At 75.6% G+C, this 14,155-nt stretch carries 15 protein-coding genes; 7 read left to right on the top strand and 8 right to left on the bottom strand.

The genetic code is table 11. From position 1 onward, the window contains the following. Nucleotides 1-8 precede the first annotated feature (8 nt). Together N555_RS0116830 and N555_RS0116825 are read left to right on the top strand one after the other, a co-directional pair. Complete coding sequence (locus N555_RS0116830; RefSeq protein ID WP_051684171.1) at nt 9-971, top strand: alpha/beta fold hydrolase; 963 nt, start codon at nt 9-11, stop codon at nt 969-971. Continuing rightward, entirely contained in the window at nt 968-1,846 is an 879-nt protein-coding gene (locus N555_RS0116825) for an oxygenase MpaB family protein (RefSeq protein ID WP_051684170.1), read from the top strand. The genes N555_RS0116830 and N555_RS0116825 overlap by 4 nt, the downstream gene beginning before the upstream one ends. Here N555_RS0116825 and N555_RS0116820 read toward each other — a convergent pair. After that, nucleotides 1,836-2,702, bottom strand: a complete 867-nt coding sequence (locus tag N555_RS0116820) for a RecB family exonuclease (RefSeq protein ID WP_029432664.1) — start codon at nt 2,700-2,702, stop codon at nt 1,836-1,838. The two genes, N555_RS0116825 and N555_RS0116820, sit on opposite strands and share 11 nt — an antisense overlap. Before the next feature lie 85 nt (nt 2,703-2,787). Beyond that, nucleotides 2,788-3,483, bottom strand: coding sequence for an SDR family NAD(P)-dependent oxidoreductase (locus N555_RS0116815; protein ID WP_029432663.1), 696 nt, complete (start codon nt 3,481-3,483; stop codon nt 2,788-2,790). 102 nt (nt 3,484-3,585) lie between these two features. Here N555_RS0116815 and N555_RS0116810 point away from each other — a divergent pair, with 102 nt between their 5' ends. Next, on the top strand, nt 3,586-4,413 hold the full coding sequence (locus N555_RS0116810) for a helix-turn-helix transcriptional regulator (protein ID WP_029432662.1): 828 nt from the start codon (nt 3,586-3,588) through the stop codon (nt 4,411-4,413). A gap of 10 nt (nt 4,414-4,423) precedes the next feature. Here N555_RS0116810 and N555_RS0116805 read toward each other — a convergent pair whose 3' ends face one another. The 4 genes from N555_RS0116805 to N555_RS0116790 all read right to left on the bottom strand — a co-directional run bounded on the left by N555_RS0116805 (nt 4,424) and on the right by N555_RS0116790 (nt 6,858). Continuing rightward, nucleotides 4,424-5,281, bottom strand: a complete 858-nt coding sequence (locus N555_RS0116805) for a PHP domain-containing protein (RefSeq protein ID WP_029432661.1) — start codon at nt 5,279-5,281, stop codon at nt 4,424-4,426. A gap of 35 nt (nt 5,282-5,316) precedes the next feature. Continuing rightward, nucleotides 5,317-5,943: a PH domain-containing protein gene (locus tag N555_RS0116800; protein WP_034511197.1), complete on the bottom strand. Its 627-nt coding sequence runs from the start codon at nt 5,941-5,943 to the stop codon at nt 5,317-5,319. A 5-nt stretch (nt 5,944-5,948) separates the two neighbouring features. Then, on the bottom strand, nt 5,949-6,107 hold the full coding sequence (locus N555_RS28395) for a hypothetical protein (RefSeq protein ID WP_197029053.1): 159 nt from the start codon (nt 6,105-6,107) through the stop codon (nt 5,949-5,951). Nucleotides 6,108-6,234: 127 nt separating this feature from the next. Further along, the gene (locus N555_RS0116790; RefSeq protein ID WP_029432659.1) at nt 6,235-6,858 is read right to left on the bottom strand and encodes a DUF6758 family protein; all 624 of its coding nucleotides are present in this window, start codon (nt 6,856-6,858) and stop codon (nt 6,235-6,237) included. A 79-nt stretch (nt 6,859-6,937) separates the two neighbouring features. Here N555_RS0116790 and N555_RS0116785 point away from each other — a divergent pair, with 79 nt between their 5' ends. Beyond that, entirely contained in the window at nt 6,938-7,408 is a 471-nt protein-coding gene (locus tag N555_RS0116785; RefSeq protein ID WP_197029052.1) for an NUDIX domain-containing protein, read from the top strand. A 49-nt stretch (nt 7,409-7,457) separates the two neighbouring features. On the opposite strand, the gene N555_RS0116780 is transcribed toward N555_RS0116785, so the two are convergent. Next, nucleotides 7,458-7,964, bottom strand: a complete 507-nt coding sequence (locus N555_RS0116780; protein ID WP_029432657.1) for a MaoC family dehydratase — start codon at nt 7,962-7,964, stop codon at nt 7,458-7,460. 134 nt (nt 7,965-8,098) lie between these two features. On the opposite strand from N555_RS0116780, the gene N555_RS0116775 reads away from it, so the two are divergent. Then, a complete protein-coding gene (locus tag N555_RS0116775; RefSeq protein ID WP_051684210.1) occupies nt 8,099-8,587 on the top strand; it encodes a hypothetical protein in 489 nt (162 codons plus the stop codon). Then, the gene (locus tag N555_RS0116770; RefSeq protein ID WP_051684168.1) at nt 8,584-9,501 is read left to right on the top strand and encodes an MFS transporter permease; all 918 of its coding nucleotides are present in this window, start codon (nt 8,584-8,586) and stop codon (nt 9,499-9,501) included. Before N555_RS0116775 ends, N555_RS0116770 begins: the two co-directional genes overlap by 4 nt. 13 nt (nt 9,502-9,514) lie before the next feature. On the opposite strand, the gene N555_RS0116765 is transcribed toward N555_RS0116770, so the two are convergent. Further along, nucleotides 9,515-9,808, bottom strand: coding sequence for a WXG100 family type VII secretion target (locus tag N555_RS0116765; RefSeq protein WP_029432654.1), 294 nt, complete (start codon nt 9,806-9,808; stop codon nt 9,515-9,517). A gap of 150 nt (nt 9,809-9,958) precedes the next feature. Here N555_RS0116765 and N555_RS0116760 point away from each other — a divergent pair, with 150 nt between their 5' ends. After that, nucleotides 9,959-14,152, top strand: a complete 4,194-nt coding sequence (locus N555_RS0116760) for an FtsK/SpoIIIE domain-containing protein (RefSeq protein ID WP_029432653.1) — start codon at nt 9,959-9,961, stop codon at nt 14,150-14,152. Nucleotides 14,153-14,155 lie beyond the last annotated feature (3 nt).

Below are 14,155 nucleotides of genomic sequence, written 5' to 3'. Positions count from 1 at the left end.
CTGGGTGCATGGTCATGCCCGGCGGCTCCGACGACCGCACCGCCCTCGCCATCGCGCCCGACGACCTCCGCCAGCTGGCCGACCACGACGCCGCGGCCCGGACCCTCCCCGGCGGCACCGGCCCGCTCGCGGCCCTGGACACCGGCGGCGACGGTCCGCGCGGCACGGTGCTCATGGTCGCCGGCTACACCGGCAGCAAGGAGGACTTCGCCCCGCTGCTGGCCCCGCTGAGCGCCGCCGGCTACCGCGTCGTGGCCGTCGACCAGCGCGGGCAGTACGAGTCCCCGGGCCCGGACGACCCGGCGCGGTACTCGGTCGCCGAGCTCGGCGAGGACCTGCTCGGGGTGGCGCGGGTGCTGGCCGACGAGACCGGCGTCCCGCACCTGCTCGGGCACAGCTTCGGTGGGCTGGTGGCCCGCTCCGCCGTCCTCGCCGACCCCTCGGCGTTCCGCTCGCTCACCCTGCTCGGCTCCGGGCCGTCGGCACTGGTCGGACCGCGGGCCGACCTGCTCGACCACCTCGGCCCGCTGCTGGAGACCGGCGGCGTCCAGCTGGTGCACGAGACCCTCGAGCAGCTGTCGATGACCGACCCGAAGGCGCAGGCCGTGCCCGAGCCGACCCGCGCCTTCTACGCGCGCCGGTTCCTCGCCAACAGCGCGGCGGGGCTGCGCGGCATGGCCGACGCCATGACCTCCGAGCCCGACCGGGTCGCCGAGCTGACCGCGACCGGGATGCCGGTGCTGGTGGCGCACGGGGTGGCCGACGACGCCTGGACCCCCGAGGCGCAGACCGACATGGCCCGCCGCCTGGGCGCCCGCCACGCGGTGATCCCGGGCTCGATCCACTCCCCCGCCGTGGAGAACCCGGCGGAGACGCTGGCCGTGCTGGTCGACTTCTGGGCGTCGGTCTCGGTCTCGGCCGCCGACGAGGACTCGTCCGGCTCCGACGCCGCCGCCGCGGGACGCCCGTGAGCGGCTACCGGACGCCGCTGCCCGAGCCGGCCGACTGGACGCCGGACGAGGATCACCGCGGCTTCTTCGGTCCCGGCAGCGTCACCTGGCGGATCCACGCCGACCCCAGCTACTCGGCCGGCGGGCTGCGCGCGCTGATGCTGCAGGCGCTGCACCCGGTCGCGATGGACGGCGTCGCGCGCAACTCCGCCGCCTTCCGCGACGAGCCGTGGCAGCGGCTGATCCGCACCGGGCAGTACGTCGAGACGCTGACCTTCGGCACCCGCACCGAGGCGCGCCGGGTCGTGGCCCGCGTGCGCGGCCTGCACCACCAGCTGGGCGGGGTCGAGGAGTCCACGGGCCGCGCCTACCGGGTCGACGACCCCGACCTGCTGCTCTGGGTGCACAACTGCGAGGTCGACTCGCTGCTGTCGACCGCCCGCCGCGCCGGGGTGCCCCTGACCGGCGAGGACGCCGACCGCTACGTGGCCGAACAGGTCGTCGCGGCCACCCTGGTCGGGGTCCCGGAGGAGACCGTGCCGCGCACCGTCGCCGCCCTCGACACGTACTTCGCCGACCTGCGACCGTCGCTGGCCGCCACGGCAGCCGCCCGCGACGCCGTCCGCCTGCTGCTCCTGCCGCCGATGCCGACGTGGGTGCAGCTGCTGACGCCCGCGCGGCCGGCGTGGGGCGGGCTGGCCGGACTGGGCTTCGCGTTGATGCCCGCGTGGGCGCGGCAGATGTTCTCGATGCCCGGGCTGGGGCTGACCGACGCCGCGGCGACGGCCGCGCTGCGGGCGTTCCGCCAGGGGCTGCTCGCGCTGCCGGTGCGGATGCGGCAGTCGCCGATCGTGCGGACCGGCGTCGAGCGGACGGCGGAGGCGGTCAGCGCGTGACGGCCTCCTCGGCCGGTTCCTCCTCGGCGAGGAAGCTCCACGTCTCCGGCTGCGGACCGGCCGCCCGCCCGGGCGCGCAACTGGACCGGAAGTCGCACCAGCCGCACTGCCGGCCGGGCACGGCGGGGAACGCGGCATCGGCGTCCTCGCCCGCCTTGAGCGCCTCGGTGGCCCGCTCGATGTCCTCCGCGGTGTCCTCGGCCCGCCGCACGTGGTTGGCCAGCGAGCGGTCCGTGTGCTCGAACGCCGCGACGGTGCCCGAGGGCAGGTGGTGCAGCTCCACCCGGCTGCACGCCCGGCGCAGGGTGCGGCGGACGCCGAGCACGTAGACCGCCAGCGCCGCCGAGCCGCGCGCCTCGTCGTCTGTGCTGGGCCGGCGGCCGGTCTTGTAGTCGACGACCACCAGCTCGTCGCCGCGCTGGTCGACGCGGTCGATCCGGCCCGACAGCGCCAGCCGCTCCGTGGTGGCCGCGACCTGGCGCTCGGTGCCGACCGGCTCCTCGGCCGGGTCGAGCCCGGTCACGTAGTCGGTGATCCACCCCGCGGCCCGGGAGCGCCACCGCTGCGCCTGGTCGCCGTCGCGGAACCCGGCGGGCGACCACACGCCGTACAGCAGCTGCCGCGCCGACGCCGCCGTCCGCTCCCGGATCGGCAGCTCCCACCACGACCGCAGGGCGGCGTGCACCGCGGAGCCGACGGAGTTGTGCGCCCAGGCCGGGCCCTTCGGCGGCGTGGGCCGGTCGAGGTAGGCGTGCCGATAGCGGCGCGGGCAGTCGGTGAAGGTGGCCAGCTTGCTGGGCGTGGCGGGGAAGAGCCGCCGCGGCATGCCCGGCATCTCCAGCTGTCCCCCGCCCATGCCCCCACGCTATCCCCGGGGACCGACAGGGCCGCCGACGCTGACTCCGACGACGGACACCCGGGTCACCAGCCGGACGCCCGGCTCACCAGCCGACGGTGCCGTGCCGGTCGGTGAAGGTGCCGGTCGGGCCGTCCGCGCCGATGGTCGCCATCGCGACGATGGCGTCGGTGCCCTCGGTGACGGTCTGCGGGCCGGAGTGGCCGTTGAACTCCGTGGCCGTGTAGCCCGGGTCCACCACGTTCACCCGGACGTCCGGGAGGAACCGGGCGTAGACCAGCGTCAGCATGTTCAGCGCCGCCTTGCTGGCCGAGTAGGCGAGCGTGGGCAGCGTGCTCTCCAGCCGCTCGGGGTCGCTCCGGACGGCGAAGGAGCCCAGCCCGCTGGTCACGTTCACCACCACGGGCGCCGCCGACTCCCGCAGCAGCGGCAGGAAGGCCTGCGTCGTCCGGACGATCCCCACGGTGTTCGTGTCGAGGACGGCGAGGAGGGCCGCGGCGTCGACGTCCTCGACCGCACTCATGCCGCCGGCGATGCCGGCGTTGTTGACCAGCACGTCCAGCCCGCCGAAGCGCTCGCGGACCTCCGCCGCCGCCGCGGCCACCGACGCGTCGGACGTCACGTCCAGCTGCACCCACTCCACGCCCAGCTCCTCGGCCGCGCGCCGGCCCCGCTCGGGGTCGCGGGCACCGATCACCACCCGGTGCCCCCGCTCCGCCAGTCGCCGGGCCGTCTCGAAGCCCAGGCTCTTGTTCCCACCGGTGATCAACGTCGTCGTCATGGGGCCGACGGTGCCCCCGTCCGGGCGGTGTCCGGGAGGCCCGTTCGACCGTATGACCGGCAGTACCACCCAGCTCCCCGCGGATGGACGACCATGGGACGGGTGACCGACCGAGGGGAACTGGCGACGCTGCTGCGCGCGTGGCGGGAGCGGCTGCAGCCCGCCGCCGTCGGCTTCCCGGGCGGCCAGCGCCGCACCGCGGGTCTGCGTCGCGAGGAGGTCGCCCTGCTGGCCGGGCTCTCGGTCGACTACCTGGTCCGGCTCGAGCAGGGGCGCGCCGAGCGGCCCTCGGCCCAGGTGATCGCGTCCCTGGCCCGGACGCTGCAGGTCACCGACGCCGAGCGCGACCAGCTGTACCTCGCCGCCGGCCTGCCCGCGCCCGCTCCGAGCGCCGTGCCCACGCTCATCCCGGGCAGCGTCCAGCGGCTGATCGCGCGGCTGCCCGACGTCGCCGTCGGGGTCTGGACGGCGCACTGGACGCTGCTGGCGGCCAACCCGGCCTGGCAGTCGCTGCTCGGCCGCATCGGCCCCGGGGTCAACCTGATCGCCGAGCAGTTCGCCGACCGCGCCCCAGCCGTGGTCTGGACTCCCGAGGAGCAGGAGCAGCACGAGCGCGCCCTGGTCTCCGACCTGCGGGCCGCGGTGATCCGCTACCCGGACGACGCGTCGGTGCGGGAGCTGCTGGCCGACCTGCAGGGCAACGAGCGGTTCGCGCGGATGTGGGCCGAGGGGACCGTCGTGGAGCACCGGTCGAAGCGGAAGACGTTCGTGCACCCGCTCGTCGGCCCGGTGACCCTCGACTGCGACGTCCTGACCGCGAACGGCACCGACCTGCGCCTGGTCACCTACACGGCCGAGCCGGGCAGCGAGGACGCCTCCCGCTTCGACCTGCTCCGCACCCTGGGCGCGGTGGCGGCGACTCCCGGCTGACCGGCCGCGCTCAGTCGGTCAGCGGCGCGCTGCCGGTGCCGGCGGCCAGGAGGGCCTCCAGCTGGTCCGGCGCGGTGGTGCAGGCGGCGATCGGGGTCGTCTTGTTGCTGCCGTGGTAGTCGCTGGAGCCGGTCACCAGCAGGCCGAGCTCGCCGGCGAGGCCGCGCAGGTGCGCCCGCTCGGCCGCGCTGTGGTCGGGGTGGTCGACCTCCAGGCCGAGCAGCCCCGCCCCGGCCATGGCGGCGATCGCGTCGTCGTCGACGACCCGCCCACGCTTGGTGGCCAGGCCGTGGGCGAACACCGGCACGCCGCCGGCCGCGCGGACCAGCCGGATGCCGTCGAGGACGTCGGTGTCGGTCTTGGCGACGTAGAAGGGGCTGCGCGGGTGCAGCAGATCGGCGAAGGCCTCGTCGACCGAGCCGACCACCCCGGCGTCGACCAGAGCGCGGGCCACGTGCGGCCGGCCCACCACCCCGCCGCCCGACGCGGTGACGATCTGCGACCACTCGACCGGGTAGCCGGCCGCGACCAGCCTCGAGACGATCCGCTCACCGCGGAACAGCCGCTCCTCGCGCAGGCGGGTGCGCTCGGCGGCCAGCGCGGGGTGCTCGGGGTCGAACAGGTAGGCCAGCAGGTGCAGGCTGATCGGGTTGCCCTCGGCGATCAGCCAGCGGCAGGACAGCTCCATGCCCGGGACGACGGTCAGCCCGGCGGGACGCGACCGCGCCGCCGCCGCCCAACCGTCGGTGGTGTCGTGGTCGGTGAGTGCGACGACGTCGAGCCCGGCGTCGCGCGCGGTCGCCAGCAGCTCGGCCGGCGTCTGGGTGCCGTCGGAGACCGAGGAGTGGGTGTGCAGGTCGATCCGCATCGCCGGTCAGCCTGCCGTACGACGTCCGGCCGCGGTCACGTGACCTGCGGCGGACGCGGCAGCGGCTGCGTGTCCCGCCGGGCGAGGTCGGGCGCGGTGGCCCGCCGGACCTCCACCGGATCCCCTTCGTCCTCGCCGTCGACGACGCCGTCGGCACCGAACAGCAGCTGGCTGACCCGCCGGTAGAGGACGTCGGCGTGCGGCAGGTAGGTGATCTCCGACAGCGCCTGCTGCTGGCCGGCCGACTCGAAGCGGAACGTGCCGTAGCCCAGCACCTGACCGAGCAGCGCCTCCTTCCAGGTGAGGTCGGTGATGCGGCGCAGCGGGAGCAGCGCGACGGTGCGGACGACGACGCCGCTGGTCAGCAGCACCCGCCGGTTGGTGACGATGAAGTGGCTCATCCACCACCCGGCGACGCGCGCGGCCAGCACGCCGAGGCCGGCGACCACCACGAGCAGTCCGGCGGTGCTGGAGACGCGGTTGTCCGGGTCGAGCACCAGCAGCCAGCCGCCGAGGACGAGGACCGGCAGCGTCTTGAGCACGGGGAGGATCAGCACCGCCCAGTGCCGCCGCGTGGCGACGACGGGCGGCAGCTCACCCGGCAGCAGGTACTTGGCCGCGTCCTTGTGCCACCGCTCGGGGCGCGGGGCGGGATCGGGCACGCGGCCTAGACCAGCGACGAGACGAAGTCGCCCAGCGAGGAGGCGGCGTTCCCCAGGGTCTCGCCGGCGCTCTTCACGATGTCGGCGGACTTCTCCGGCGCCTGGATCACGTAGAAGACGACGAAGGCCACGAGCAGCCAGGTGATGACCTTCTTGAGGTTCACGCCACCTCCGAGGAGTTCACGGCACCGGTGGACGACGCCCGCCGGGATGGCCCGGGGCGGGCCGGTCACATGGGTAACACGCGTCCCACGGGTGCCAGCCGCAGACACGCCGAGGCGGATCGGTCCGCTACTCGCCGGGGAGCAGGTGTTCGCTGGGCGGGCCGAGCGGCAGGTCCGGGTAGACGCGTTCCCGCAGGTCGATGAGCCGGAGTTCCTCGGCGAGCAGCCACGCGGCCGACATCGGCCACATGACCAGCCACAGCCACACGCCGTAGGACTCGCCGACGAAGGCGGCCCGGTCGTCGGTGGTGGGGATCGCCCAGAGCGGGGCGTGCTGGCCGGCGGCCTCGACGGCGGCCGAGGAGGGGCCGGTGATGACGTCGCCCGGGTCGAGGCCGGGCAGGCCGGCGTACCCGCAACCGACGCCGGTGCCTGGCTCCTCAGCGACCAGGACGAGCTCGGCCGACCCGCCCAGGGGTGCCGGGCCGGCGCAGTCGACGACGATCGCCCGCGCGCCGGGCTCGCCCCCCCACGCCATCCCGGTCACCGACCAGCCGGCCGGCATGGGGTCGGGCACCCAGGCCGGGACGCGGGCGTCGGCGGTCACCGCGGCGATGGCGTCGTGGGCGATCAGCGCGGTGTGGTGCAGGGGCGTGATGGCGCCGTGCACGTGACACCAGGCCTGCCCGGAGTCCCCGGGGCGGACGGTGGCGCGCTCACCGCAGCGCGGGCAGACCGGGGAGACGCTCATCGCTGACACCGTCCTGGGGGCGCGGGAGTTCGTCAAGCGTGCCCCAGGACGCCCCGCAGGGCGCGCTAGCGTCGGACGCGTGCCTGCCGACGACCCCGCTGGTCCCGGCACTGCTGCCGGGGCCGATGCCGAGGCCGCTGCCGGCGGGCGGCCCGTGGTCGCCTGCGTCGGCGGGATCGTGCACGACGCGGCGGGCCGGCTGCTGCTCATCCGGCGGGGCACCGAGCCCGGGCGGGGGCTGTGGTCGGTGCCCGGCGGGCGGGTGGAGCCGGGCGAGTCGCTCGCCGAGGCGGTCGAGCGGGAGGTCCGGGAGGAGACCGGGCTGCCGGTGCGGGCCGGGGCCGTGGTCGGCCGGGTGCGCGTGCCGGGGGCGGGCGTCGTCTACGACGTCGCCGACCTGGCGTGCACGCTGCTGGACCCGCGGGCGGTGCCGGTCGCGGGCGACGACGCCGACGAGGTCACCTTCGCCGACGCCGCCGCGCTCGCGGGGCTGTCGTGCACCGTCGGGCTGCTCGAGAGCCTCGGTGCGTGGGGCGTGCTGCCCCGCTGAGCGGCTGGGCGCGCGATCGGCTCAGCGTGGTCGGCTCAGCGTTCTCGGCTCAGCGGGCCTTGGGCTCGGGGCGGCCGGGCTGCTCGCCGCCGCGGCTGTCGCCGTAGCTGCGCTTGGGGACCATGACCTTGCGGCGGAAGATGCAGACGACGGTGCCGTCCTGCTTGTAGCCGATGGTCTCGACGTAGACCACGCCACGGTCGTCCTTGGACTTGGACTCGGTCTTGTCGAGGACCGTGGTCTCGCCGTAGATGGTGTCGCCGTGGAAGGTCGGCTTCACGTGCCGCAGCGACTCGACCTCGAGGTTGGCGATGGCCTTGCCGGAGACGTCGGCGACGCTCATGCCCAGAAGCAGCGAGTAGATGTAGTTGCCGACGACGACGTTCTTGCCGAAGTCGGTGGTCTCCTCGGCGTAGTTCGTGTCCAGGTGCAGCGGGTGGTGGTTCATCGTGATCAGGCAGAACAGGTGGTCGTCGTACTCGGTGACCGTCTTGCCGGGCCAGTGCTTGTAGACGGCCCCGACCTCGAACTCCTCGTAGTACCGACCGAACTGCATGTGGGGGCTCCCGCGACGTTGCTGGATGGGGCGCGCCGGCACGCGGAGGACAGCGAGACCGGACGGGGCCGGGTGCTGTGCCCACGCACGCGTCGGTGACCCGTCTGGACGGGCGCCGATCCTACGATGGCCGGGTGTCCACGCCTCCCACGGCCGAGAGCACCACCGGCACGGACGTGGTGCCGCTGTCCCGCGCCTCGCGCCGGGTGCGGCTGGGCGTCGCCGCCGCGGTGCTGGCGGTGGTCATGACGGGCACCGTCTGGGGGGACGACGCCGACTTCCCGTTCGGCCCCTTCCGCATGTACTCGACGCGGGCGGACCCGGATGCCCCGGTGATCTCCACCCGCGTGGTGGGCCTGACCGCGGCCGGGGACGAGGTGCGGCTCTCCGGCGGCGCGGTGGGGCTGCGCCGCGCCGAGTTCGAGGGCCAGCTGCCCCGGATGCAGGAACACCCGGAGCTGCTCGCGCTGCTCGCCGACACCTACGCCGACCGGCATCCCGACGCCGAACCGCTGGTCGAGGTGCAGGTGATCCACCGCCGCATCGAGCTGGACGACGGCCAGCGCACCGGCGAGTTCACCGACACGGTCGTCGTCGAGCAGGACCTGGAGGCGCCGCAATGAGCCGGTCCGACGTCTCCTCCCCCGCCACCGACGGCACCCCGCGCAACCCGCTGCGTGCGGCGTGGTGGTTCCGGCCCGTGCCGCTGACCCGCATCGCGGTCATGCGGACCATCGCCTACCTGTTCATCTGGGTCGACGTCCTGGTGACCACCCAGTGGGTCAAGGCGCACGCGAACGTGCCGACGGAGTGGTACGCCCCGCTGACCGTCGGCAAGCTGCTGCACTTGCCGGACCCGACGCACACGGTGGTCACCGTCGTGCAGTGGGCGCTGTTGCTGACCGCGCTGGTGGCGGCGACCGGCCGGGCGCCCCGGGTGCTCGGGACCGCGGTGTTCCTCCTCTACTTCGAGTGGATGGTCATCGCGATGAGCTACGGGAAGGTGGACCACGACCGCATCGCCTTCCTGGTGCTGCTCGCGGTGCTGCCCACCGTCGGCGTCGCGCGGTTCCGGGACCGCCGCCGCTCCGAGGCCGCCGGCTTCGCGATGGCGGTCGTACTGGTCGCGGTGATGCTCACCTACTTCCTGGCCGCCTGGGCGAAGATCCGGTTCGGCGGCTGGGACTGGCCGACCGGCTCCACCCTGGCCCGCGCGGTCATCCGCCGCGGCACCTGGCTGTCGGACTGGACCCTGGACTTCCCGTGGCTGCTCGAGGCGATGCAGTGGGCGATGATCGGCCTGGAGCTGCTGTCGCCGCTGATCCTGCTGGTCTGGCGGGACCGTGCCCGGGTGGCGCTGGTGGTCTTCCTCATCGGCTTCCACCTGATGGTCTTCGCCGGCGTGACCATCGTCTTCCTGCCGCACTGCGTGGCGATCCTCTCGATCCTGCCGTGGGAGCGGGTGCCGGAGCTCCGCAGCCGCCTGGTCGGTCGCTCCCGCGGCCTGGCCCCGGCGGGCTCGCCCGCCGGCACCTGACCGGTCTCCCGGCTCAGAGCAGCGCCCCGATGCGGGCCGCCATCTCCGCCTCGTGCTGCTGGTAGGAGTCGGCGACCCCTGAGAGCAGGCCGCCCATGCCGGTCAGCGAATCGGCGACGCCCTGGGCGGCCAGCCGCCACTGCTCGTAGAGCTCGCTGAAGCGGACGGCGGCCTGGCTGTCGCTCCACCCGTCCAGCACCGACGTGTTCACGCTGCTCGACAGCGTGGCCTGGCGGGCCGTCGCCTCCGCCGCCTCGGCCCTGCACTGCCCGGCCATCGACTGCAGCGTGGCGATGTCGACCTTCATGTGTCCTCCTCCGTTCCGGGTCCCTCCCGGTGACGGCGGACGTTAGGCCGGATCCGGCGCCGACGGCCCCGGGTGTCCACAGGGGCGGACGGCGTCCACAGATCCGGGTGCAGCCCCTCCGGCAGGCCTCCCCCCTCTCACGATCGCCGGGTGACCAGCGGCTCCGCCCCCGACCGTCCGGCGACCCGTCGGTGGACTCTGGCCGGCCCGGCCGGCGCCCTGGACGTGGAGGTGCACGCGCCCGACGAGGCGCCCCTGGCCTCGCTCACGGCTGGTCTCGACCGGCTGGGAGCGGGAGCGGTGCCGAGGCTCTGGCACGGCTCGACACCACTGGCGGATGACCTCGACCTCCGCTCTGCCCACCTCGCCCACGGCGCCGTCCTCGGGCTGGGCGGACCCGGTCCCCGGCTCCCGGCCGAGGAGTCCGGGAGCGCGCTCGCACTCGAGGTCGTCGGTGGGCCCGACACCGGTCTCAGCCTCCGCCTGCCCGGTGGGCGCCACGTCGTCGGTCGAGGGAGCACCGCCGACATCGCCGTCGACGACCCCGACGTGTCCCGGCGGCACGTGGTCATCGACGTCTCCGGCGGCCGGGTGTCCGTGGCCGACGCCGGATCGGCCAACGGCAGCCGACTCGACGACGTGCGGCTGGGCACGGAGCCGGTCGAGTGGAGCTCCGGCTCGGTCCTGCGGATCGGCTGCTCGGCGCTCACCGTCCGTGGTCCCGGAGGCGCCCGCCTCGGCAGGGCGCCGGCTCCCGGCGGCCGGACGCTGGTGCGCCCGCTCGCCTCCTCACCGGCTGCTCGCCCGGACTGCGAGGTGCGCTTCCCCACCGCTCCCCCGGAGGTGGTTCGCCGGCGACTCTCCTGGGTCGCCATCGCGCTGCCCGCCGTCGCCGGAGCGCTCGGCGCCTGGCTGCTCGCGGCGCCGACCTTCCTGTTCTTCGCGCTGCTCAGCCCGCTGGTCGCGCTCGGTACCTGGCTCGGCGACCGGTGGACCGGTGCCCGCTCGTCGCGGAGCGATGCAGCGCTCCACGCCGAGGAGGTCGCGGCGGCCCGGGCCCATCTCGAGGAGGCCGTCCGGGCAGACCGACGCGCCGCGGACGTGGCTCCGCCGGATCTCGCCCGGCTGCTGGCGGCGGCCCGGCGACGCGCCGCGCCACTCTGGGAACGGCACCGGAGCACCCCGGGCGCCCTCACGGTCCGGATCGGCCGGGGACCGGGCCTCCTCCGGGTGGTCCGGGTGGAGCCCGACGGCACGAGGACGCCGCAGCGGTGCAGTGACGTCCCCGTCGTCCTCGATCTGGCGGCCAGCGGGGGGCTCGCCGTCGTCGGTCCCCGGTCGGCTGGGCTCGAGGTGGTGAGCGCCGTGCTGGCGCAGGCAGCGGTGCTGCTCTCCCCCGGCGACCTCGGGATCGCGCTGCTGACCACGCGAGAACGACTGGACGACTGGCAGTGGCTGCGCTGGCTCCCGCACACGGAACCGGCCGACGTGCGGGTCGCAGCTGTCCCGGCTGCCGACGAGGGGCCGGACATCGCGTGGCTGGAGGACGTGATCGCCCGTCGCGCGGACGGCGCCCTCTCCTCGGACGAGCCGGGTCCGGGCGATCCCGTCGGACCGTGGGTCCTCGTCGTCGTCGACCTCCCGCCGGGCCGCCGGCTGGCCGAGGCTCTCCGTTCCGCCCGCCGGCGGGGAGTCCTCCCGCTCACCACGACGGGGCCGACCGGGGACGAGTCGGCTGCCGTCCTCCGGCTGGCCGGGGAGACCGGGCAGAGCGGTCTCCTGCGCCGGCCGGCGTCGCCTCCGCAGGAGCTCGTCCCCGACCGGCTGAAGCCGGTCAGGGCGGCGGCGCTGGCCCGCGACCTGGCGCCGCTCTCCACGGCGGACGCGGGCGGGAAGCGCCTGCCCGATGCCGTCCGCCTGGTGGACCTGCTCGCCGGGGAGCTGCTGTCCGGGGTGTCCGACCACCCGGGAGCCGGGTGGTCACGGCGCCGGGACGCGCTGGTCGCCGTCCTGGGCACCTCCGCCGAGGGACCCGTGGCCGTGGACCTCTGCCGGGACGGCCCGCACGCCCTCGTCGCCGGCACCACCGGAGCAGGGAAGTCCGAACTGCTGCAGTCGCTGATCGCCGGGCTGGCTGTCGCCCATCCGCCCGACCGGTGCTCGTTCCTCCTGGTCGACTACAAGGGCGGCGCGGCGTTCGCCGAGGCGGCGGGCCTCCCGCACACGGTGGGGGTGCTGACCGACCTCGACGCCCGCACCACGGCCCGCGCCCTCCGCTCGCTCGGTGCGGAGCTCACGCGCCGTGAGGCGATCCTGGCGGCGGCCGGGGTGCCCGATGTCGCAGGACTCCCCGACGGCGCCGATCTGGCCCGACTCGTCATCGTGGTCGACGAGTTCGCCGGGCTTGCCGAGGAGCTCCCCGACTTCGTCCCCGGCCTGGTCGCCATCGCCCAGCGGGGCCGATCGCTCGGCGTCCACCTGGTGCTGGCCACGCAGCGCCCGGCCGGCGTGGTGTCGCCGGAGATCCGGGCCAACTGCAGCCTCCGGCTCTGCCTGCGGACCACCAGCGGATCCGACTCCCGCGACGTCCTCGGCACCGGCGCTGCCGCGCACCTGCCGGCGCACCGCCCGGGGCGGGCGTTCCTCCGGGTCGGCGCGTCGGAGCCGGTGCTGCTGCAGGTGGCGCGCGTGGCCGGCCGGCCGCTCGCCGGGCCCGACCACCCACGCGTGTCCCGCTGGCAGTGGCCGGACGCCCCCGACCCCGCCTCGGCGGGTGACGGCGAGGGCCCGACGGACCTGGCCGTCCTCGTGGCCGACCTGGTGCGACAGGCGGACCGGGCCGGCATCGCCCGGCCCCATCAGCCGTGGCGGCCGCCTCTCCCCGACCGCCTGCCCGTCGCGGACCTGGACGCCACAGACCTGGAGGCGGGAGCGGCCGACGGACCGGAGCAGCACTCCTCCGTGCGCGTGGGCCTGGTCGACCGGCCCGACCTCCAACGCCAGGACGTCCTGACCCTCGACCTGGCGCGGGGCGGCGGCTGGCTGGCCGTCGGGGGGCCGGCCAGCGGCCGGACGACGCTGCTCCGAGCGGTGCTCGGCGAGGCGGTCGCCACCCACTCACCGGAGGAGCTGCACGTCCACGCGCTGGACCACGACGGGGGCGCCCTCGCCCGGGTCGCCGCCGGCCTGCCGCACACCGGGACCACCGTCGGCGCCGACGACGCGTTCCGGACCACCCGGCTGGTGGACCGGCTCGCGGCCGAGGTGTCGGAGCGGCGTGCCTCCGGCAGGTCCACGCCCCGCCTCCTGTTGCTGGTCGATGGGCTCGAGTCGGTGTCGGCGCAGCTGGACGAGGCCGATCCCGCGCGCGGCTCGGCGACGCTGCTGCGCCTGGTGCGCGACGGCGGCCCGGCCGGGCTGACGTGCGTGCTCACCGCCGACCGGGCCGTTCCCGGTGGACGGCTCGCCGCCGCCGTCGGCACCCGCCTGGTGCTGCCCCTGCCGGACCGGACCGACTACGCGGTCGCCGGGATCCCGGCGCGTGCCGTCCCGGAGCACCGGCCGCCGGGGCGGGCACTGGTCGGTGAGGCCGGGTGGGAGTGCCAGCTCGCGCTGCCACGGCCGTCCGTGCCATGTGCCTCCCGCACCACGTCCACGGCGCTGCGCATCCCGGAACTGGCCCCGGACCCCGAACTTCCCCTGCCGGACGCAGGATCGCCACAGCTACCGCCGATGACGCTCCCGCTCGGACCGGGAGGCGACGAGGGAAACGTGCTCACCCTGGACCTCCAGCGCTCCGGCGGCCTCCTCGTGGCCGGTCCACCGGGCAGCGGACGGTCGGCCGTCGTCGCCGCGTTCGCGGCCCACCTCACGGCGACCGGCGTCCCGGTCGCCCGGGTCGTGGGCCCCGGCACCCACCCCACGGCGGATGCGGAGGAGGCAGCCCTCACCGAGGTCGACGCAGCGGACACGGCCGGCTGGACGGAGTGGGTGGGCCGGCTCGACGGGCGGGCGGGGGTGGTCCTCGTCGACGACCACCCGGCGGTGGCCGAGACACCGGTCGGAAGCGCCCTCACCTCCGCGCTGCCCCCGTCGGTGCTCCCGGTCCTCACCGGCACGGCCGCGGACCTGGCCGCTGTCTTCCGCGGCCCCGTGGCGGCGCTCCGCCGTCGGCGCAGCGGTCTCCTGCTGTGCCCGGGACCCGGCGACGCCGACGTGCTCGGCCTCCGGCTACCGCGCACGCCGGTACCGGCGAGACCCGGCTCGGGGTGGCTGGTCGAGTCGGGATCGGCGCGGCGGGTCCAGGTCGCGCTGCGCCGGGTGCGGGGCGACGGAGCGTCGTGACCG

The sequence above is a fragment of the Blastococcus sp. URHD0036 genome, from assembly GCF_000701365.1.
Lineage (GTDB): Bacteria > Actinomycetota > Actinomycetes > Mycobacteriales > Geodermatophilaceae > Trujillonella.
The sequence above is the reverse complement of the archived record's forward strand: the minus strand, read 5'-3'. Positions and strand labels throughout refer to the sequence as shown.